Source organism: Hymenobacter glaciei (assembly GCF_039539585.1).
GTDB lineage: Bacteria > Bacteroidota > Bacteroidia > Cytophagales > Hymenobacteraceae > Hymenobacter > Hymenobacter glaciei.
Window position 1 is genome coordinate 371,502 of sequence record NZ_BAABDK010000016.1, and the last position, 20,909, is coordinate 392,410.

At 61.5% G+C, this 20,909-nt stretch carries 13 protein-coding genes; 4 read left to right on the forward strand and 9 right to left on the reverse strand.

Going from position 1 to position 20,909, the window contains the following annotated elements:
- Positions 1-411: 411 nt before the first annotated feature.
- Positions 412-1,818, reverse strand: a complete 1,407-nt coding sequence (locus tag ABD837_RS10520) for an IS1182 family transposase (protein WP_345054000.1) — start codon at positions 1,816-1,818, stop codon at positions 412-414.
- A gap of 207 nt (positions 1,819-2,025) precedes the next feature.
- On the opposite strand from ABD837_RS10520, the gene ABD837_RS10525 reads away from it, so the two are divergent.
- The 3 genes from ABD837_RS10525 to ABD837_RS10535 all read left to right on the forward strand — a co-directional run bounded on the left by ABD837_RS10525 (position 2,026) and on the right by ABD837_RS10535 (position 3,964).
- A complete protein-coding gene (locus ABD837_RS10525) occupies positions 2,026-2,442 on the forward strand; it encodes a hypothetical protein (RefSeq protein WP_345053847.1) in 417 nt (138 codons plus the stop codon).
- A gap of 627 nt (positions 2,443-3,069) precedes the next feature.
- The gene (locus ABD837_RS10530; protein WP_345053849.1) at positions 3,070-3,417 is read left to right on the forward strand and encodes a hypothetical protein; all 348 of its coding nucleotides are present in this window, start codon (positions 3,070-3,072) and stop codon (positions 3,415-3,417) included.
- 310 nt (positions 3,418-3,727) lie between these two features.
- Positions 3,728-3,964 carry a hypothetical protein gene (locus ABD837_RS10535; RefSeq protein ID WP_345053852.1) on the forward strand — a complete coding sequence of 79 codons (237 nt, stop codon included), beginning with the start codon at positions 3,728-3,730 and terminating at the stop codon, positions 3,962-3,964.
- A gap of 463 nt (positions 3,965-4,427) precedes the next feature.
- Here the strand turns inward: ABD837_RS10535 and ABD837_RS10540 are convergent, their stop codons facing one another.
- Both ABD837_RS10540 and ABD837_RS10545 read right to left on the reverse strand, forming a co-directional pair.
- A complete protein-coding gene (locus tag ABD837_RS10540; protein ID WP_345053855.1) occupies positions 4,428-4,868 on the reverse strand; it encodes a response regulator in 441 nt (146 codons plus the stop codon).
- Between the two features lie 10 nt (positions 4,869-4,878).
- The gene (locus ABD837_RS10545; RefSeq protein ID WP_345053857.1) at positions 4,879-7,425 is read right to left on the reverse strand and encodes a PAS domain S-box protein; all 2,547 of its coding nucleotides are present in this window, start codon (positions 7,423-7,425) and stop codon (positions 4,879-4,881) included.
- A 534-nt stretch (positions 7,426-7,959) separates the two neighbouring features.
- Between ABD837_RS10545 and ABD837_RS10550 the strand changes: the two genes are divergently transcribed.
- Positions 7,960-8,592 carry a response regulator gene (locus tag ABD837_RS10550; protein ID WP_345053861.1) on the forward strand — a complete coding sequence of 211 codons (633 nt, stop codon included), beginning with the start codon at positions 7,960-7,962 and terminating at the stop codon, positions 8,590-8,592.
- On the opposite strand, the gene ABD837_RS10555 is transcribed toward ABD837_RS10550, so the two are convergent.
- From ABD837_RS10555 to ABD837_RS10580, 6 genes are all read right to left on the reverse strand, one after another.
- Positions 8,585-9,490 carry a sensor histidine kinase gene (locus ABD837_RS10555; RefSeq protein ID WP_345053864.1) on the reverse strand — a complete coding sequence of 302 codons (906 nt, stop codon included), beginning with the start codon at positions 9,488-9,490 and terminating at the stop codon, positions 8,585-8,587. The two genes, ABD837_RS10550 and ABD837_RS10555, sit on opposite strands and share 8 nt — an antisense overlap.
- A gap of 292 nt (positions 9,491-9,782) precedes the next feature.
- Positions 9,783-12,755: a heparinase II/III domain-containing protein gene (locus ABD837_RS10560; RefSeq protein WP_345053867.1), complete on the reverse strand. Its 2,973-nt coding sequence runs from the start codon at positions 12,753-12,755 to the stop codon at positions 9,783-9,785.
- Positions 12,756-12,794: 39 nt separating this feature from the next.
- Positions 12,795-15,665, reverse strand: a complete 2,871-nt coding sequence (locus ABD837_RS10565) for a PAS domain S-box protein (RefSeq protein WP_345053870.1) — start codon at positions 15,663-15,665, stop codon at positions 12,795-12,797.
- Complete coding sequence (locus tag ABD837_RS10570; protein ID WP_345053872.1) at positions 15,665-17,023, reverse strand: sigma-54-dependent transcriptional regulator; 1,359 nt, start codon at positions 17,021-17,023, stop codon at positions 15,665-15,667. Before ABD837_RS10570 ends, ABD837_RS10565 begins: the two co-directional genes overlap by 1 nt.
- Before the next feature lie 129 nt (positions 17,024-17,152).
- Positions 17,153-19,849, reverse strand: a complete 2,697-nt coding sequence (locus ABD837_RS10575) for a T9SS type A sorting domain-containing protein (RefSeq protein WP_345053875.1) — start codon at positions 19,847-19,849, stop codon at positions 17,153-17,155.
- Positions 19,850-20,284: 435 nt separating this feature from the next.
- On the reverse strand, positions 20,285-20,833 hold the full coding sequence (locus tag ABD837_RS10580) for a hypothetical protein (RefSeq protein WP_345053878.1): 549 nt from the start codon (positions 20,831-20,833) through the stop codon (positions 20,285-20,287).
- Between the last annotated feature and the right edge of the window lie 76 nt (positions 20,834-20,909).

Here is a 20,909-nt window from a genome sequence, read left to right on the forward strand (position 1 = left end):
TTTCGTTGACCAACGCCCGGTTTTTGCGACGCGCCATTCGCGCCGCCATCCGCCCAGGCGGCCCTGACGGAAATTTCTGTTCTTACCCTTGCGCCACCCCCTGTCGCGCAATCTTCAGGGCGAGTGCGAACGCCTCAGACAACTGTTTAAAAGCTCATTGCAGGGATGCTAGAGCATTATTTACGGTCAAGTGGAAGCCGATTTCTAGCCTATCGGTTAACCTTTATACCAAACTTGTTCTTGTAACCAAGCCCACAGACCGGGTGCGGAGGCAATACAAAGGCCTGGTGGCGCTGGCTAGCCCAATAAGGGAAGCACCGCGGCCAAAATGGCTAATGGTCGCCTGTGTGCGAACGTTTAACAAACGCTCGTGGCTGTTGCAGAACTCGGTTTAAGCGGTTCACTTTCTGGTTAGCGGCCTCCGAGTGCCGGGGTTGGCACTTGGGAGCGCCTATTTTGCCGCCTAGCGCGCCTATCAGCTGCTAACAAGGGCCGTGGCAGGACCATCGCCAGGCTCGCTTGCCGGTTGGGGCGGTGCTTGAGCAGCTTTTTAAGGTTGTAGGCCACGGCCGTCAGTAGCATGGTTTTGTGTGCCCCAGCCTGCCCCCGCACGTTCATCCGACGCAGGCCGTAGTGGTGCAGCAGGTTGCCGAAAACGGCCTCGACGGTGCTTTGCCGCAGGTGCCGGTGGCGGTGCCCGCGCCGGCTTTGCTGGCGCTGCCAGGCGCGGCGGTAAGCGGCGTCGTAAATCGTTTTGGTGAGTTGTTTGCGCTTGGCTCCGGGCACGCACGTCGGCTTGAGCGGGCACTGCTGGCAGTCGCGATAGGTGGCCCAGTAGAGCTTGACCCAACTGCCGTCGGGGGTGACGTTGAAGCGGTGAAAGGGCAGGACTTTGCCCGCTGCGCAGGCGTAGGTGTCCGCCGAAGCGTCGTAGGTGAAGCCCGCGATTTCGGGCTTGTACTGGCCAAACACGGGTATCCACGCCGTGCCCTGTTGAGCTTCGAGCAGGGCGTAATTCGAGCCGTTGGCGTAGCCGGCGTCGGCCAGTAGGTCGCGCAGGCGCAACTCGTTCGTGCCCAAGCGCCGCTGCAAGCCGGTGAGCAAGCGGGGCAAATGCAGGCTGTCGCGGCTGTCGGTGTAATCGGCCTGCACGTGGCGGATGACCCCGTGGGCCGTGTCGACGGCCAGGCTGCAGAGGTAGTTGAGGGCGCGGGCCTTGCCGGGTTTGATGGAAATGCGCGCGTCGGGGTCGGTGGGGCTGTAATGCGTTTTGTTGCTGAGCAAACGGGCTTGCTCATGCTGCGCACCCAGGGGCCCGGGCTCCGACCGGCGCTTGGCTTGCCGGGCCGCTTCGCGGCGTAAGTGGTGGGCCGCGGCGGTGACGGCTGGCGACGGGACCGCCGGCTGGCCCGTGGCCAAAAAAGGCCCGCTGGCACCTGTCGGCTGTTTTTCGCGCACGCTGTCGAGCGACGCATTGGCCTTGACGGGGGCCGAATCCACGGCCTGCGTGTCGCCGGCGACCAGGCCCCGGGCCACGCACTGGGCAAAGACGTGGTCGAAGAGGCGCTCGAACACGGCGGCCGGGAAGAGCTGGCGGGTGCGGCTCGCCGTGGAGTGCCAGGGCAGCTCTTTGTCCACCTCGTAGCCCAGAAACAAGAGGATGTCCAGCCGCAGGGCACAGTACTCGACCAAGCGCCGGTCACTCACGAGGTTTTCTAGCCGGCCCACGAGCACGAGCTTGAAAAACACCACCGGGTCCAACGAGGGCTGCCCGGTAGGTTGTAAAGGTCCTGCGTTTCCTGATAGAGAAATGACCAGTCCACGAGCTCGGCCAGCCGGCGGTACAGATTATGGCGTGGCACCTGCTCACTGAGCCGAAAGCGGACTACCTCTTTGTCGCGAAACAGCTTCTTGCCTTGCTTCTTCCCTCTACGAAATCGGGTTCTGCAACAGTCACGAGCGTTTCGGTGATTTCAAAAAAGCAGGTGAACCTTTGAGCCTACTAACGCCTGTCTTACATTCGGCATGAACCTGCTATCATTTTTTCATTTAGTTGGGTTGCTCGTCTCCCCAACCCCAACCGCGGCGCCGAGGAAAACGAGCTTCGCCAAGGTTGAGATACTTTACACAACCAGCGCTCCTCAGCGCTATGTTGCATTCCAACTCGAAGCGTACATCGGGGATAAGTGGGTTTTGATTGACAACGATGTAACGTGCAAAGAGCTGCAGTCGAGTATCATCATCTCTTGTTCTCCCGTCGCAGTGCAACGAGAAAGGGTGCTCGCCTTTTCCCTCAAGGATTGCGAACTCCTCTATGCACATTCATTTCAAGACTATACGAAGCTCTTGATTCGATTGAAAACGCTGACCTACCACACCACGAAAAAAGGCTATTACGTTGATAGTCCACGCTACTTCACCCCTTTATGGATTAGAAAATAGCGGCAAGGTTACGTCGTAAAGTACCCATTCCTGTTTAACCGAGGTTTAGGCAAACGGTACTTCAGTTGCTTAAGGGCTTTCACCTTGGTAGCCGTTTTACCCGTTTAAATATCGCACAGCATGTACTGCCCATTGGCCAATGCAACACTGCCGCTTTAGCCGGGGCTGGAGCGCGTTTTTTTGAGAACGGTGTGGGCGGAAGCCGCCGAGAGCAGGCGGCAGTAGCCGAGTTCACTGGCCTTCCACCAGCAGGCACAGCGACCACCGGCTGGGCCATGCGGGGCATTGCTACAAGCCAGGAAGGTGGGTTCGGCCCGCTCTTAGCCCATGGTTTGCAGTGGCCGGCCGCTGCGGGGCAGGCTAGCATGGCCAAGCCGCGAACGCTAAATTGCTACATCCACTGCCAAACCGTGGCGTAGCACGCCCACTGGTGCGCCACCACGGCAGCACAGCTTAGGCCCTGCACGCAGGGCTAGCAAGGCTAATATGGTCTGGGCGCGCAGGCACGTTTTCACGGCTCTCGTGCCGTGGCGGGTCAGTTCGCTCAGGTATGCTACCTGGTCAGGGGTTGAGAGCACATGGGCCGTTTAGGGCCGTGTGCCCCGCGCCAATTCCTACTTTCCAGCCTTGGACATTGCCTTTCTAGCGCAAAAAGCTGCTGCCTCGTACGCAGCAGCAGCTTTTTACTTATCTAGCGTTGCTGAACCGATAGCTTCTGTTGGACTTGGCAGTCTTGAACTGCGCGAGGTTTTTAAAGTGCAGGTCGAAGAAGTCGCCGCGCCGGCTTCCTTTTCGGAACCGGACTTTATTGGTTCTCCCCTCGCTCGATTCGGTGGCGTGACTGAAGGCGTTTCTCTGTTTAGGTTTCGGCTTGCTCTGTGCCGAAGCGGAGTTGGCGAAGCTGACGCTGCAAAGCAACAGCAGCAGGGAAAGACACTTTTTCATCATAGGTGCTTGTTAAAACAGTTTGAATAAACTGGAGAACTACCAAGAGCAAGCCAGAAGCGTACGGCAACAGTAGAGCCTTCGCAGCGGCGGTCAGGTTTTCGATGGATTGGGGCTGGGGGCAACGCTAAAGCTGGCACCACGACGGGCCATTTCCACCAAACTCAAAGCCCGCCCGCACATGTGCGGGGCTGTGCAAGGCGCCGCGTCGCACGAGCAGGTCAACCAGCCGGCCTTTGCCAATCAATTCAAAATATTGATTGGCAGCGTATTAAATAAATAGATACTCCAGATTCCCTGCCCCTAATCGCCCAGCATCCGCGAAATCGGCTCAGCCAAGGTGAACCACTTCAGACAGGAGCGGTTTGGTTCTGTTATGCCCGGCAGCAAAAAATTTCTTTTGCTGCCGGGGCTGCCCGCGAACACGCAGCCCAGTGCCGGTGGGACTCACACTACAGATTCTGGAATTAAAGAACAGATTATGGACGAGATGAACCTGGCCGGCCCGCTCATCGGCCACAACCTGACGGGCGGCATTTGGGCGACCCAGAAGACTGACTTTTCCCGATTTTCGTGACCAGTGGCACCCTGGCCGGCAACGCCAGCTTCCCCAACGCTGAGTTCATTGGCCAGCGCTTCACCTGGGTTGGCTTCCGCGAGCTGGTTAAAAAATGCACGGCAGCCGCTGAAGCAATGCCTGGCGTTTCACGGCCAGGCTGTGGTTTGCACCCAGTATTTCTGCGTTGAGTACGGCAACGGCCAAAATGGGCTGTCCACGTAGCAGTGCACCGCGTGCCATTGCCTGGCCTTGTTTGTGTCGGCAGCCGTGCTCATAGCGGCGCGTTACGCGCGGGGCAAAGCCCTGCGCAGCCCTTGCCAAGCACTCCTTGGCCATGCACTCGGTTCGCACTTAAAAAGGTATTCAATAGCCCCCGCTGCACCCCACATAAGGGCCATCGCCCCAGGTATTTAGCACCCTACTCGTTTCTATCCAAAACGTCTGCTCGCATTGCGGAATCTTCTTATCCCAGCCTGCAAGCCTATGCAATACCCGGGTTATTGAATACCAATAGCTTATGCGCAGCCGCCGAGACCATGCTGTTTCTTTCTAGGACTGCCGCCCGAATTTCGTCTTCGTCGAGCGGCTTGTGAATGATGCCCTGCACCAGCGCGTGGCTCCGGGCCTTCTCGGTATCTTCGAGGGCTAGCGAGGAGGTAAGCAGGTAAATCTGGCACCGGCCTTTCAGGGCAGCAGCGTGGGGGACCAGCGCCTCCACAAACGACCACCCGTCCATCAGGGGCATGTTCAGGTCGAGGAAGATAAATTCGGGCGGCTCTACAACGAGCCGGGGCAGCAAATAGGCCAGGGCTTCCACGGCTCCGGTAAAAGGAACGATGGGAGCCATGAAGCCTTCCAGGCGCAGCGTTTGCTCGGACACGAACAGGCTAATGGGGTCGTCGTCGATGAGGTAGGTGAGCATACGACCAGGGTTAAGACTTGTCTAAGTGAATGATGAAGCGGGTGCCAAAATTTACCTGGCTGGTCACCTCAATCTTGCCGCCCATGGCTTCAACGTGGGCCTTGACCAGGAACAGGCCAATGCCCCGACCGCGCTGGTTGGTGTGGAAGCGCTTGTAGAGCTGAAAGACATCGGAGCCTGCCTTGAACATGTCGAAGCCGGAGCCGTTGTCGGTGAAGGTGATGACAGGCCCCCCGTGGGTACCGGTACTGCACTCGATGTCCACCCGCAAGGGGCGTTCCTCGGAACGGTACTTGATGGCATTGGACAGCAGGTTGTAGAAAATGCTGTAGAGATAGGCGCGGTTGCCCCGCGTCGTGAGGTCCTCTTCAACGTCGAGCGTTACCCGTCCATCGCACCGGAGTAAGGCCTCTTGCATGTTATCAATGGCTTGCTCGCCGACCTCTTTCAGCGCCAGGGGCTCCTGCGTCAGCAGGTCCTTCTGGTCGCGAATGGAGAGCATCTGGTTCAAATCCCTGAGCACGCTGTCGGCCTGCACCATGCTCTGGCGCAGGTTGGTGAGGGACGTCGCAAAGACGTCCGTGTTTTTATCCACCTTCGTGAGCACCGTGGCCAGGCCCAGGGCATTGGCCAGCGGAGCCCGCAGGTTGTGCGAAATCACGTAGGTGAACTGCTGCAAATCGCGGTTGTGACGGTACAAATCCTGGGTCATCTTGGCCTGGCTGGCCTCTATCTCTTTGCGGAAGTTGATGTTCTGCTGAATGGCGATGACATGAATCAGTTCGCCCGCATCGTTGAAAATGGGGGTGATGTCCATCATGAACCACAGTTTTTGCCCCGACTTTTTGTAGTTGAGGATGGTGACTGAAAACGGCTTGGGCAGCGGCAGCCGCTCCTGAAAGCGCCGGATGGCGGCCGGGTCGGTTTCGGGGCCTTGCAGCACGGCCCCCGGCTTTTGGCCCAGCATCTCGGCCAGGGTGTAGCCGGTGTCGCGGGTGAAGGCATCGTTCACCCACTCGGTGCGGCCTTGCGCGTCGGTAATGATGACGCTGTTGACCGTTCCCCGGGCCACCAAGGCCAGTAATCTCAGTTGCTTCTCGTCCTTCACGCGCTTGGTGATGTCCGTGAAAAGCACCGATACGCCATCGGCAAAAGGATATATTTTCAGCTCCAGCCACGACTGGCTATCCTCAGCATACACCTCAAACTGCACCGGTGCTCCCGTGTCGATGGCGCGCTGACACTGCTGGTAATAAACGCCCCCCACTAGTTGGGGAAAAAAGGTCCATATATTGACGCCGAGGGCCGCCTCGCGGCTTAGCTTCATCAGCCGCTCGGCCCGGCTGTTGATATACGTCATCTTCCACTCCTTATCGAGCGAGATAAAGGCATCGTTGATGCCCTCCAGAATGCTCTGAAGCTGGTTGGCCTGCTGCTTGATGAGGCGTTGCGCGGAAGCCAGTTCCGTAATATCCCTGGCCGTGGTGTACACGCCGGCAATCCGGCCCTCCACCACCAACGGAATCATGGTCACGGCGAAGGTCCGTTCCACACCGTCGAGCATTAGCGACGGTTCGTAGGTTAGCTGCTGCCCATTCAGAGCTTGCCGAAACCGTTCTTCGCCACTGGGGGCAAGGTCTGTCGGCCAAGAATCGGTGAGTGGCCGGTGCATCACCTGCTCTTTGGTCATGTTCAGAAAGGCCAGGAAAGAAGGGTTCGCGTTCAGCACCCGCCCATCGGCATCCTGAAAAACGGCCGGGTTCTGGTTGCTCTCGAACAGCAGCCGAAAGCGCTGTTCGCTGGTCGCCAGCTCGAAGGCGCGGTTTTTCTTCTCGGTCACGTCGCGCGAAACCGCGGTGTACGCCCGGATGTCGGGGTTCAGCAGCTGGTTGTTAATGGAGGTTTCCATCCAGCGCCACTCCCCACTGGCCGCGCGGAAGCGGAAATCAGACACGGTGAAAAGGGACCGGTGGCCCTGCTCAGTCCAGCTGGCATGCGCCGCGGCCACGTCGTCTGGGTGAATAAAATCGAAGGCGCAACGGCCGACCAGTTCCTCGGGCTGGTAGCCCAATGCCAACGTGACGGAGCCGCCCACGTGGAGGTAGCAGCCTTCCTCGTCGAGCAGGGCCATCATGTCGAACCCGTGCTCCGTCACGGCCCGGCAATATTCCTCTTGCTGACGGGCGCGGCGGGTAGCTTGGCGCTGCGCCGTCACGTCGCGCCCAATGCAGACCAACAGCGCATCGGCCGGCGGCCGGAAGGCCGACCATTCCACGATGGCCTCGCCCCCGTCGGCATTAAGGCAGCGGCTTTCGAAAAGAACGGGGCTGTCCTGCTCCAGCGCCTGCGCGCAGGCAGCCAGGGCCACGGCGCGGTCCTCGGCGTGCAAGATGTTGACAAACGCCTGACCTACCAGTTGGTTGTGTCCCGGGCCCAACAGGTACCGAGAAGCCCCGCTCACGTGCTTCAGCTGCCCGTCCGGGCCAACGGTGCAAATGAGGACCGGCGCGTGGTCCAGGATGTTGCGCAACAGGCGGAGGTCGGCGCGGATACCCATACTGTTTCTGCTGATAACCATGTAACTAATTAGCTGTCAAATGATATTGTTACCGGGTAGCATATTTTTTCACCTTTCCAAGCCGCTGGCCACGTTGGCTGGGAATGCCACAAGCTGAACTACAAAACAGGTCATCAGGCTGGTGCTCTTGTACGAACAGCCTGAAGAACTATCGCCGAGCGTCGAAAGTACGCAAAGGTATACGGGGCTTTAACCCTGACCCAAGTGAAAGGCCTACCGCATTTGCGGGTCATGCCCTGCCCGGTTGTGGTAGCAGAAAGGCCCCTGGGTAGCTCCAGGCCCGGTTTGCCTCTTCCTGTTCCGCTTCATGACCCGCATTTAGGGTAGCTGAGCCGGAACTTCGGCCGGGGCCGGGGCAGCTACCTTTGCTACGTTGATTCCGGATGCATTAAGCTTGACCACGCTTAGATACTGGAAAATAACTACCTTGCTAAGAGCGTGCGCGCCCAGCTGCAACGGAGCTGATGCACGTCCAGACATCGTGTTTATAGGCCGTTTTTAGTCGCTTGAGTTATGGTGTCTTTATCGCTGGCAATCGTAGAGGATGACACCGTGGTGAGCCGACTGCTGGAAAGCTACTTTAAGATGCAGCCCGAAATCCGGGAAGTGCTGGTGGCCGATTCCATCGAAGATGCCCTCGAGCAGTTGGCCGACGCCATGGCCCCGCAGGTGATGCTGCTCGACATCGGCCTGCCCGGCATCAGCGGCACCGAGGCGCTCCCGCTGCTAAAGGAGAAATACCCCACCATGGAAATCATCATGCTCACGGCCTACGAAGACGTGGAGCATATTTACCAGGCCCTGTGCTGCGGGGCCACGGGCTACATGGCCAAGCTCACGCCCCTGGCCCAACTTAAAGAAGCCGTGCTGGAGGTGGCCCGCGGCGGGGCCCCCATGAGCCGCGCCGTGGGCCGCAAGGTGCTTTCGCACTTCCGGCCCACGCCCACCACGCACTCCGACTTGCTCACCCCGCGCGAGCGGCAGGTGCTGCAGGGCATTGTAGACGGGCTGAGCGACAAGGAAATTTCCCTGCGGCTCGACTTGTCCACCCTCACCATTCGCACCCACGTCAAGCACGTGTACCGTAAAATGCAGGTCAATAGCCGCACGCAACTGCTCAGCCAGCACTTGCGGGGCATTATCTGAGTTTTGGGGGTTCCCGTCGCTCCCGGGGCTTTGCCTGGTCTGGCCCCGGCACCTTGCGCCCCGGGGCCGCCACCAGCACGCGCTTGCCCGTCCGGGGCACCCTAACCCACTGCGAAAGCCAAGAGGGTGCAGCTTCCGCTACCAGCGGCACGCAGAGCCACACCCGAAAGCCGGCCCCGTCGGTTCGCGGTCCGGTCACGAGTTCGCCGCCCAGCTCCCGTGCCCGCTTGGCCATGTTGCGCAGGCCCATGCTGTGGCGGCAGCCCGGTTTTACCGCCGCACCATCGTCGAGCACCTCGAGCAACAGAGAATCCTGCTCGCGGCAGAGGCGCACCCCGAGGCTGCTGGCGCCCGGCGCGTGCCGCATTGCGTTGGTAATGGCTTCTTTGAACACCAGATACACTTCCTGTCGCAGGGGCGGCGGCATGGCTTCGGTTCCCTCCAGGCCTTCGGTAGTGAAGCTGATAGCCAGCGGGCAGTTCAGGCGCATCTGGTCGAGCAGCTCGCGCATGCGGTCCTGTAGGGCGTTCACGTTGTCGGCGTTGGCGTCGAGGCCCCAGGCCACGTCGCGCAGCGCCGAAGAAGCCGCTTGAATGGAGCCCAGCAACTCGGGCAGCATGGCGTTGCCGCCGGGCTGCAGGAGCATGGATTCGGCCAGTAAGTGAATGCGCATCAACTGCGACCCCAGCTCGTCGTGCAGGTTGGCCGCGATGTCGGCGCGGATGCTAATCTGAGCAGCTAAGTTTCGAGCCTGGCGGGCGCGCAGCCGATGCGCCAGGTAAAAAAGCAGTAGGCCCAGCCCCGCCAGTACCCCAAGGCCTCCGACCCACAGCTGCTTAGCAGTCGAAATGGAATTGAGCAGAAAGGGGGCGGTTGCCCCGCTGCCATCAACCAGCATAGCAGGCTGCGCCTTGCGCTTTACGCTTGAACGGAACCGCAGAAGTGCCAAGCCGCTGATTCATAGCATTGCAATTTTCCGGGGGAGAAAGCAATATATGGTACGCGTGCGGCAGTGTAAGCGTTGTTACTTACTGGCCAATTATGAATGATGAAGCTGTTCTACAAGCGACAGACGGGGTTGTTAGCGGCGCTGGTCAGCATTCGATTCCTGCAACAGCAGCCTTGCCGGGTAAATCAGAAAGGAAGCCCCCACGTGCTATTCGCTGGCGGCCCCTTGGCTCCCGAATTCGTTACGGCCCCACCACTATCTTCTGGCGGCCGGGCAGGGGGTGGCCATTGGCATCGTGGGCAACCAAGTAGTACAAGCCGGGCATGAGCTGGCTCACGTCGAGTTCGGTGAGTGGCTGGTGGCCGTGCTGGCGGGCAACTTCGCGCCCCAGGCTGTCGAACAGCCGCAAGCCCACGTTCTGCGCGGGCCCAGTCAGGGCCACGGTCAGGACGTGGCGGGCGGGCTGCGGAAAGGCGGGCAGCAAGGTTACGGGCGCTTCGGCAACCGTGGCTGCGCGTACCGCCACCACGGGCGAATAGGTGGCCGCACCATCCCGGTCAACTTGCCGCAGGCGGTAGTACACCAGGGTGCTCGGGGCCAGCGCATCGCCAAAGGCGTAGCTCGCGGGGGCAGTTCCGGCGCCCGTACTTGCCACGAAGCCCAGGGTGGTAAAGGCGGCGTCCGGGCCCGCCATGCGCTGCACCTCAAAGCCCAGGCTTTGCTGCTCCGAAGCCGTGTGCCAGGCCAGCAGCACGGTATTCCCCGCCCGCTTCCCCGTGAAATCAACCAACACTACTGGCAAAGGCGACTGGCTGGCCGTGGTGAATACCTCAAAGCTGCCGGCGGCCGCCAGCACTACCTGCAGCTCCCGGGCCCCCACATCGTAGGTATAGCCGGTCACAGCGCTTCCGGTGACGGCAGCCGGGGCGCTGCCCATGGCCAAGTTGAGGGTAGTGGCGCGGCTGGCGTAGCCCGCGTAGCTGGTAGCCCCGGTGCGCTGCCAGCTGAGGGTGGCCCGTTGCGCAGATTGCAGCACGGGCGTAGCGCCGACCAACAGCACGGTGCCCCCCTGCATGAAAAGCTGGGCAAAAGCGCCCGAGGCTGTAGCTGAATACAAGTTCAGGAGGCCGTCGGCGCTCACGGCCTGGGGCAGCCGGCCGCTGCCGTCGGTGCTGAGCACGGAGTCGGCCTGGGCGAAGGCCACGTCGATGAAGCCGGCCGAGGTGGTGGCCAGGGCAGCCGTGGTGGCTTGGCTGGTGGTGGCCACCTGCGGGCTGGCCGTGGTGTACGGGTACAGCGCGGCCAGAAATTGGGTTTGCAGGGCACTGGGTTGCTGCACCAGCAGCGTGGTATGGTTTTCGGCGGTATTGTAGGTGGTTTCGTGGGGGTTGGTGGCGGTGGCGTAGGTGGCGGTGCCGCCCGTAGCAGTAACGTGGGCCAGCAGGCCGGCTCCGTTTTTCTGCCAGCTGGCTTCGTGGCTGGCCAGGCCGGGGGTGCAGAGACCGGTGGCAGCGGTGCCGCCCTGCAGCCCGTAGCCGTGCAGCTGCCAGGTGTAGGTGTGGGCGGCGGTGGCCTGCACGGCGTCGGCCAGCAGGAAGTATTCGTTGCGGATAAACAGGGTTTTACGGGTGATGGTAGCCCCCATATAGGCCGTGGTTACTTCGCCGTAGGCCAGCTGCGGCGTCTGAAAAGCGTGCTGCACGGCCGACTGGGCAGGGCTGCCCGCGCCGGGCGTGCCAATGGCGGGCCCGGCCCCGTCTACCAGCACCAGGTTGTGGTTGGCGGCCTGGCCCACCTCGGCCCGGCGGGCATAGCTTAGGTAGCCGGGGTCGAGGGCCAGGAGCTGGCCGCGGGCGTGCAGAATGAAGCTGCTGGCGTCGCCCTGGCTGTGGCCGCCGGCGTTGGTTTGGGCCAGGCCGCCGCGGCCGTATACGTGCAGGTAGGTGGCCAGCGAGTCGTTGCCGGAGCGAAAAACCAGGTTGCCGCTGGCCGGCAGCACGGTGAGGGCCGGCTGGGCGGGGGCGGTGGGCAGCACGGCGGCGGCCAGCCAGCCGGCGCGCATGTCCACCGTAATGTCGCGCAGCTGCCCCGTGAGCGAGGCCAGGCCCGTGCCCGTGAGCTTGCTGAAGTACATGGGCTGCACGTACCGCGCCTGGCCGGTGAGGGCCAGCTCGGGCATGCCCATGTCCACGTAGGAGTCTTCCAGGGCCGGGAAGCGGCCGTCGGGCATCCGGATGGCAGTAAGCCACTCGTAAAGCCGGCCATACTTGGGGTCGAAATACGGGTTGCGGATGCTGCGCGTGGTGGCCCCGAACGTGTAGGGCAGGCGGCCGTCGGGCAGGAAATTACCCATGGCCCGGAACAGCGGCAGGCAATTCAGCAACGCATACTTGAGGTAGTACGGCCCCTCGGCGTAGCCCGCCACCTGGGTCGAGTCGGACTGGCGCTGGGCATCGCGCCACAGCACGTTGTCGAGGTGGTAGAGGCCCGTGCCGGCCCAGGTGGCGGGCTGCTGGGTAGCGTCGGCGCTGGTGGCCTCGTTCAGCACCACGGCGGCCAGGCCCAGCGCGGCGGCCGTCATCAGGGTGTGGTTGTTTTTGACGTTGGCGTAGAAGCTGTAGGGCCCCATCGGCGTAACGGACTGCTGGTAGAGGTGGCCGGCAAATGCCTGCAGGCGCCCGGCACCAGCCGTCAGGTCCGCGGGGGTTTCGCCGGCCCCGCGCAGCAGGTCGTAGGCCACGAGGTAGTCAATCAACTCTTTCGAGCGCCACTGCCACTCGGTATAGGGCGTGGCGCCCGTTGGCGTGGCGAAGACTTCCACGTCGGTGTTGATGCTTTCGAGCAGCCCACGGGCGTCGGCCACCAGGGTGGCCCGCGCCGCACCGGGCAACGCCACCAGGCCGCTGATGCTGGGCTGCTGGCCCAGCAGTACCACAAACGCCGCGTTCTTGGCATACGTAGCCCGCGCCCGCCGGCCAGCGGCCGAGGTATTGTCGGTGGGCGGCGGGGCCTGCACGTCGTTCCACAGTCCCTGGTAAATGCCAAGCCGGTCGGGCGCGCTCAGCGAAGCCCGCACGCCCGGCAGGGCCGCGGCCTTGAGCAGCGTGCGGGGATAGGCCAAGTCGGCACCGGAGGGGTTCCAGCTGCCAGCCTGCGCCAGCAGGATAAGGGGCGCGCACACCAGTGCCAGAGCCAAGGCGACAGATTTTTTCATCGGGGTAAAAAGACGGTCATGAAGGGGCTGCCGCTGGGCCTATTCCACTGGGAGGGCGTACTGTTCCAGGTCCTTCGTCATCTGGTCCATGGTTTGCCGCAGCAGGGTTTCAATAACTTCCACGATGGGGTGGATGCCCGGGCCGTCGAAGTTTCCTTCCCAGGCTTCGAGCCGGGTCACGAGCTGCAGCACCTGGTAGATATGCAGATGCGCCAGGCTGGGCCGAATTTTGTGCGCGGCCTCTTTTAGCCCTTTCAGGCTGCCCTCGCGGAAGGCCTCGTGCAGGGAGGCCAGCCAGCTTTCGCCACTTTGCAGGAACGTGCGCAGCATAAAGGCCACAAACACGGGGTCGTTGTTGGAAGCTTCCTTCAGGGTGTCGGTCCGGTACAGCTTGTCGCCGCCTTGCTTGAGATGCCGGGGGGCTACCACCCACTCATGCACGATTTTGAGCAGGTCGTTTTCCTTGTAGGGCTTCGAGAGGTAGTCGTTCATGCCCGCATCCAGGCACTTCTGGTTGTCGCCGCGCAGGGCGTTGGCCGTGAGGGCGATGATGGGCAGGTGCAACTTAAGGTCGTTGCGGATAACGGCGGTGGCTTCGTACCCGCTCATCACGGGCATGAGCAGGTCCATCAGTATCAGGTCGAACTCCTGAGTGCGCGTCAGCTCCACCGCGGCGGCTCCGTTCTCAGCCTCCGTCACCACGATGTGGGCGAGGCGCAGGAACGACTTGGCCAGCATCCGGTTGTAGGCATTGTCTTCTACCAGCAGCACGCGCTTGCCGCGCAGGCTTTCCCGAATGAGCTTGGAGCTCACGGTCAGCTCGTTGCGGGGCAGGTCGCTGTCGGTGCCGATGGGCAGCACCAAGGAAAAGCGGCTTTGCGTCCCTTGGCCTTTCTCGCTGGTCACCTGCAGGTCGCCCCCCATCAGGCACACCAGGTTCATCGAGATGTTCAGGCCCAGGCCCGTGCCACCGTGCTGGCGCGAAATGGAAGCGTTTTCCTGGCTGAAGGCCTGGAACAGGTTCTTGACATAGGCCGGCTCCATGCCGATGCCGGTGTCGCGCACGGTAAACTCGAGCACGGCATCGGTGCCGATAATGCCCGCCAGGACGCACCCGATATGGACTTCGCCTTTTTCGGTGAATTTGATGGAGTTGCCGGCCAGGTTCAGCAGTACCTGTACCAGGCGGTGGGGGTCGCCAAGCAGCACCTCCGGGGTGTTGGGGTCTACCTCCACCACCAGGCTCAGGCCTTTGTCATCGGCCTTGTAGTGCAGGGTTTTCTCCACCTGTTCGCATATTTTATGCAGGCAGAAACCGGTTTTCTCAATCATCATCTTGCCCGCGTCAATCTTCGACAGGTCGAGGATGTCGTTGATGATGACCAGCAGGTTTTCGGCCGACGTGGAGATGGCGTGCAGGTAGTTGTCTTGCTGGGGCGAGAGCGCCGTGTGGCTCAGCAACTGGCTCATGCCCATGATGGCGTTCATGGGCGTGCGAATTTCGTGGCTCATGTTGGCCAGAAACATCTCTTTGGCCTGCGACGACTCTTCGGCGAGTTTTTTGGCATCGCGCAGCTTGGCTTCGAGCTGCTTTTGGTGCGTGACGTCGAGGTGCACCGCGATGGAACCGATGACCTGCTGCTCGTCGCCGTAGACGGGGGTACCGCTGATGAGCAGCCAGCGCAGGTCGCCCTGCTTGTTTTTAATGGGCAATTCGTAGGTATCGGAAATGCCCCGGGCCCGCGATTTCGTCTTTTGCTCGAGCAATTGCCGGTAGCTCTCGTTTACCTGCAGGTGGTCGAGGTTGTGGTGCAGCAGCTCGGTCTGGGTGTAGCCCGTGAGCTCGCAGTAGCAGTTGTTCACGAAGGTAACCTGTCCCGCCAGGTCTACTTCGAGTAAGCCCAGGTTCAGGTTTTCCAAAATGCTCCGGTACTTGCGCTCCCGCCGCTGCAGGGCTTCACTCTCGTTCACGCGCCGGGTAACGTCCTCGTATTTCCAGAGAAAGCCCGCGCCAGCGCCCCGCACCTGAATGGGGGTGAAGTTGCGGAGCAGGGTGCGGCCGTCGCGCAACACCAGCGACTCGTCGCTGATGGCCTGCATCGAATCCTGCATAACCCCGATGCTCAGGGCAAAGGAGTCCTCCTCGTTGAAATACGCCTTCATCTGTTCCGCCAGTTTGCTCGTGCTGGTGCCCACCAGCGCCGCCGGGGCCTCCTCCAGGCCAAAAAGGCTGCAAAAAGCGGCATTCACCAGAATAACGCGCCGGTGCTCATCCTCCAGCAGCACGGCATGCTCCAGGCTGGCAATGGTGCTGCCCAGGCGCAGGCTGGCGGCTTCGGTCGCCAGGTTGGCTTTGGTAATGGCCGTGATGTCGGTGTGGGTACCGGTTATCAGCAAGGGCTTGCCCCCGTCGTCGTGCAGCGTTACCATTCCCCGCGACAGCACCCATTCGTCGGTGCCATCGGGGCCCGTGAGCTGGTAGGTCACCTCAAACAGGGAGCGTTCGCCGCGCAGGTACGCGGCCATCTGCTGGCTGGCGGCGGCGCGTTCGGCGGGGGCAACGTTGGCGTAAAGGGGCGCCAGGCCCATTTCAGTCTCTATCGCCTCGCCGTAGTAGCCCAGCAACTGCTGGTACTTGGGGCTCAGGCGCATCTTTTTGGTTTGCAGGTTGTATTCCCAGGTGTTGTTGCCCAGGGTTTCCATTACGCCGCGCCAGCGCTGCTCGCGCAGCAGGCTGCGCCGCAGGCCCACGGTTTGGGGGCCGTCGCCAGCCAGTACCACGCCGGGCATGGGCTGGGCCACGCACGCGGGCGAGGGCAGCGCATCGGCAGGGGGCTTGCCGCCGCCAACCGTGCGCAGGTACATCGGGGACGTCGCGTCGCCGCTCTTGGGGGAAAGGATGGTGCACATTATACTTCGCCGTCCTGCACCAGTTTATAAATCGTCGAGCGCCCGATTCCGAGCTTCTCCGCTATCAGGGGCACATTGTTGCTATACTTGTCGAGGTGGTAGCGGATGATGGTGCGGGTGTATTCGCGCAGGGTTTTTTCCTCCGACAAAAAGTCCTTGCTCTTGGTGGGGGGGGTGAACAGGAGGTCGACAGGCCGAATTTCGTGGCCGTTGCTGAGCACGGCGGCCAGTTCCAGTACCGTTTTCAGTTCGCGCACGTTGCCCGGGTAGTCGTAGGCCACCAGCTTGGCCTGCGCCGCCGCCGATAGCAGCAGCGGCGGCTTCTGGTACTCATGGCAAAAAGCTTCCAGGAAATGCTGGGCCAGCACCACGATGTCGGGGCCGCGCTCGCGCAACGGCGGCAGCACAATGGGCAGGCCCATGATGCGGAAGTACAGGTCTTCCCGGAATGTGCCCTTGCTCACTTCCTCGGCCAGGTTTTTGTGCGTGGCCGTTACCAGGCGCACGTTCAGCTTAATCTTGTCGTTGCCGCCCACGCGCTGCATTTCGCGCTCCTGCAGCACGCGCAGCAGCTTGGACTGAATGACCGGGCTCAGCTCGCCAATCTCGTCGAGAAACAGCGTGCCTTGGTTGGCCTCCTCGAACTTGCCGATTTTGCGGCCAATGGCCCCCGTGAAGGCCCCTTTTTCGTGGCCAAACAGCTCGCTTTCCACCAACTCGCTGGGAATGGCGGCCATGTTCACTGCCACAAACGGCCCCTTCCGGCGCTCCGAGTGCAGGTGAATGCCATTGGCCACCAGCTCTTTGCCGGTGCCAGTTTCGCCGTTGATGGACACGTTGACCGGGGTTTGGGCGGCCCGGGCCATCATGTCGAAGGTGCGCTGGATGGCCGGGCTGTTGCCCTTCAGCAGCGTGCTGAAGCCGTGGGCGTCGGCCGGGGCCAACGCGGGAGCAGCGGCCGGCTGGTTCAGCGCGGCGTTTTCGCGCACCACCCGCACGGCGTTCCACAACGACTGCCGGGTGTGCTCGTCTTTCACGAGGTAGTCGATGGCCCCCAGCTTGAGCAGCTCCACCACGGTGCCGATTTTGCTTTGGGCGCTAATGACGATGACCGGCAGGCCGGGGTAGAGCTGCGCAATTTTCCGTAGCAGCTGGTCGCCGGAGATGTCAGGCAGCGAAAAATCAATGGTCACCAAGTCGGGCCGCTCGCGCACGCCGCTGAAAAATTCTTTGCCCGAGGCGTACAGGGCCACCTCATAATCGGGGTTCTGGGAAAGGTGGTACTGCAGCAACTGCCCGTACCACAAGTCATCTTCGATAACGGAGATGCGGAATTTTTGAATGGGTTGCGGCTTCATCGAGGTAAGAGGACTATTCCGCCGGGAAACGGCGACAGTTGATTAATGAAATGCGCACGCTGCCCCAGCCAGGAGCGGCAGTTAAGGTGGGCGCGGCCGCTTGCGCGCGGGCCGCCGCCCGTTGGTGCCTTAATCTATCCGCACGCGCTGGCTGAGCAAGCCGCAGCGCACCGCGTAGATACCGGGCGCCAGGCCTTCCAGGGGAAGCGTGGCTTCGGCCCCGCTCATTGGCGCGGGCGTGCGCTGCACCAGACGGCCGTGCGCATCGTACACCTCCACCGTAGCGGCCGGGGCCAGGCCCAGCACGCGCACCAGCACCGCGCCGTGGGCGGGGTTGGGGTACGCCAGCAGTTGTGCCGCTACGGGCACATTGGGCAGCGCCACCATCCGCACGGGCGAGAACGTCACGGTGCTGTCGCGGTCGGTCTGGCGCAGGCGGTAGTACAGCAGCGCCGTGCCCGCGGGCAGGCTCTTATCGAGGAAGGCGTAGCTGCGCGGTGCGGCGCTGGTGCCCGCGCCGGCCACCCGGCCCAGGGCCACGAACGTGCGCCCATCGGTGCTGCGCTCCGCTGTGAAGCCGGCATTGTTCTGCTCCGAAGCCGTGGCCCAGTCCAGGCGCACGGCAGGTCCCTGTACCTGCGCCGTGAAGCTCATCAGTTCCACGGGCAGCGGGCTGCCGGCGAGCACCGCGCCGAAAACGGTGGTTTGGGCCGGGCCTTTGTAGTTCTCGGCGTTGTTGATGAAGGTGGTCGAGTTTGGGTTGGTGCTGTTGTAGTCGAACACGTAGGCGTAGTACGTGGTGTTCGAATTCAGCCCCGTTACCGTGGCCGTCGAAGAGCCGCCCGAATACACCACGTAATACACTTTGCCCTGCGTGTCCGTCAGCGTGCTTTGGCCGGCGCTCTGAAAGGCCCCGTTCCCCGAATTGTAATCCGTTCCATCGAGTGGCATCACGTCCGGCGTGGTAAGCGTGGCGCTGGTGCTGATGAGCACCACGTGAAATTTGCCGTAGCCCGTGAGGTTGACGTCGGGGTTGAAGGCAATCGAAGCCGATGAGGCCCCCGTGTTGCGGGACGCGGCGAAGGGCGTGTCGCGGGTGGGTTCCACGTCGATGGCCGTGCCGCGTAGCTTGTTGGCTGCCGTTCCCGAAAACGAGCTTACCACGGGCGTCAGGGCGTTCGAAGGGGAAGCCGTTACATCCGGCGTCTGGTACTGCAGTACTGCCTGGGCCAGGCCCACGCGGTTGGGCGCATATACCACGTACACGTCCTGGTCGATGGCATTGGTGCCGGGGTCCGGGTTGAGGGTAATGAAGCCCGCGCCCGCTACTGTGGGGTTGGTGTAGGTGACGCCATCTTTGGAAAGGCGAAACTGCGCGTAGCCCGACGGGTTGCCCAGCGCCCCGGCCGACTCGCCCGATACGAACAGGCGCAAGGGGCTGCTGAGCAGCTCGGCATGAATGCGAATGAGTTGTGGCGCCGTGCTCACGCCCGGCGTCAGCACCACGGGGCCTTCCTGGGTGTACAGGGTTTGCGACTCCACGCTGCCTACGCTGTTGGCCTGCACAATGGCGGCCACCGAGGTGGCGGGGGCACTGTCGAAGATAACCCCGGTGCCGCTCTCGGTGCCCGATACGGCCGGCACGTACCGGATGTAAACCGAAACGTTCGACACGCTGCCCTCTACAGGATTAATTACCAGGGTGTTGTTTGTTACGGTGCCCGCCCCGCCATTGCCCAGGCCGGGGAAGGCCGGGTCGAGCGACACCTGAAAATTGGTGGGCGCGCCCACCGTAATGCCACTCACGAGAAAGCTGCCACTCACCAGCACCGTTTGCGTAGCCGAGGCCTTGTTGGGTACCGTATTGAAGGGCAGCAGCGGCTGGCCGCCCGAAGGATAGCCCGGCGTTACCGGGTTGGTGGGGGGCGTGCTCACCGTAAAGGTCGAGGACGTGTTGCCGCCCGAAAAGGGGTTGTTGGCCTTTATCTGCACCACGCTGTTGGGCGCGGCCACGGCTGCGCCACTGGTGGCGGTAACCGTGCCGGTGAAATTACTTTGGCTCGCAATCGGGCCGTTGATGCGGGTTTCGATGGTGGTTTCGGGCACCTGGCCGTTCACCGGGGCAATCGTGAGCGAAGTGGCGAACACGCTGTTGGCCACGGCGGGGTTGCGAATGAGGATGGTGCCCGACGCAGTGCCGCCCGAGAGGGCCGAAGCCAGCGTAATGGGCGTGGTGCCCAGGTTGCCGCCCCCAACCACAAAGCTGAGCACCTGGCCCGAGCCGCTCTGCGACACCGTGCCAAACGCCAGGGTGGCCGGGTCTACGTACACATAGGCACTGGTGGGCGTGGCCTGGCCAGTACCCGCAACCGCAACCAGCTGCGACACCGTGCCCGCACCGCTCGGCGTCGACGCCACCAGGTTGTCGGCATAGGCCCCGGAGCCGTCCGGATGGGTACCGGACGGTACCGGCGCAAAGCGGACATCGATGGCGGTGGAGCTAAGGGTGCCACCGGTAGGACTCAATGTTATCGCATTAGTGCTGAAAGCATTGCCCCCCGTTCTGATTTCAAATCCCGTTGCGGTGTTCAGGGTGACGGCGCCGGTGAGGTTGGCCCCGCTCACGAGGAAGGACTGTTGAGCCGAAGTGCGGTTGACCTGGACCGAGCCAAAATCCTGTAGCGGCAGCGTATTGCCCAGGGCTGCCTGCACCGTAATGGACTGTGCCTGTGCCCCCAAACTTGCCAGCAGGCAGCCCAGCAGGCACAAAAAGCGCCAGGGCTGCTGAGCTCGAATGATAAGAGCCTTTGAGTAAAGCGTTTTCATATGCAGAAAAATAAAATTGTTTTCAAATCAGAGGAAGGTAATGGGTAAATCATAAAGGGTTGTAACTTATTTTAATTATATTTTTTCTGTTTGGAGAGAAAAATTTGCCTTTGGTGCAAGCACTGGTATTAGCTACTTGGCTTACAGGCGCCCTCGGCAACGAAAGCTGAATTAAGAATACTTGTCAACGGCAAAGTTCAATATAATCGCCTATTAGCAAGTGATTTTAGTATAATTAAACCTGTCCTATTTGGGTATGTGAGCACCGGTGGGCTTTGCCGCATTGAGAGAGATGAGCCACAGAACAAAGCTACTACCCGCTCCAAACGCCGGGTTGAAAAAATCCTACCGTAAATGCGGTAGGGTTGTACCCCAACCAGCCGCCGCTGGTCGAAGCACAACCCTACCGTAAGACTGGCCCACGAACCGGCCCGGTTAGTCGGGCCGGGCGGTAGCTGCCTTTTTCAGCCCTTGCCCCAGTGCCTGTTCAAACGGAGCCAGAATTCTGTCGGGTGCTACGAGCCCTCCCGGCCGAAGGGCACACTCGAAGGTGTCGTAGTACACCTGCGACATAAAATTGCAGCCGTAGCTGGTGAGGAAGCCTAAGTGGACGCTCTGAAAGGATGTCTTATCGGCCAGGGACATCGAATGCAAAAAGGCCAGCCACTGCCGGGCGTTGTCGGCCAGGCCGACTCGCAGGGTGTGGTCCGTCAGCTCCATTTGTCCGAAATGCGCGTCAATACTCTGGCTCATGACGCGGCGGAAGACCCCGCACAGTTCGTAGCGCTCATCCAGATTCGCGTCGAGCAAAATCTGCACAATTGCCTCCTGGTAAACGTAGGCCATAAATCCGCAGCCGTGCAGTGCCAGGTAGCGCTCGTGTTTTTGGTAAAAAGAATCGGCTTCGACCGTAGCAATGGATGCGAGCAGCGCCAACCATTGCTGCGAATGGTCGGCTGGAGACGGAAGTAGTTGCTCTAACATGTTAGTAAAAAGGCAGTATCAGGTGAAAAATAAAGAGGATGAACAAGCCGCATAACGGGAGGAGACTGCGCAGCCG

Excerpts from the sequence above, each read along its gene's own strand:
- ABD837_RS10580 (WP_345053878.1), bottom strand. The coding sequence starts at position 20,833 with ATGTTAGAGCAACTACTTCCGTCTCCAGCCGACCATTCGCAGCAATGG.
- ABD837_RS10555 (WP_345053864.1), bottom strand. The coding sequence starts at position 9,490 with ATGCTGGTTGATGGCAGCGGGGCAACCGCCCCCTTTCTGCTCAATTCC.
- ABD837_RS10540 (WP_345053855.1), bottom strand. The coding sequence starts at position 4,868 with ATGCTCACCTACCTCATCGACGACGACCCCATTAGCCTGTTCGTGTCC.
- ABD837_RS10565 (WP_345053870.1), bottom strand. The coding sequence starts at position 15,665 with ATGTGCACCATCCTTTCCCCCAAGAGCGGCGACGCGACGTCCCCGATG.
- ABD837_RS10560 (WP_345053867.1), bottom strand. The coding sequence starts at position 12,755 with ATGAAAAAATCTGTCGCCTTGGCTCTGGCACTGGTGTGCGCGCCCCTT.
- ABD837_RS10550 (WP_345053861.1), top strand. The coding sequence starts at position 7,960 with ATGGTGTCTTTATCGCTGGCAATCGTAGAGGATGACACCGTGGTGAGC.
- ABD837_RS10545 (WP_345053857.1), bottom strand. The coding sequence starts at position 7,425 with ATGGGTATCCGCGCCGACCTCCGCCTGTTGCGCAACATCCTGGACCAC.
- ABD837_RS10525 (WP_345053847.1), top strand. The coding sequence starts at position 2,026 with ATGAACCTGCTATCATTTTTTCATTTAGTTGGGTTGCTCGTCTCCCCA.
- ABD837_RS10575 (WP_345053875.1), bottom strand. The coding sequence starts at position 19,849 with ATGAAAACGCTTTACTCAAAGGCTCTTATCATTCGAGCTCAGCAGCCC.
- ABD837_RS10570 (WP_345053872.1), bottom strand. The coding sequence starts at position 17,023 with ATGAAGCCGCAACCCATTCAAAAATTCCGCATCTCCGTTATCGAAGAT.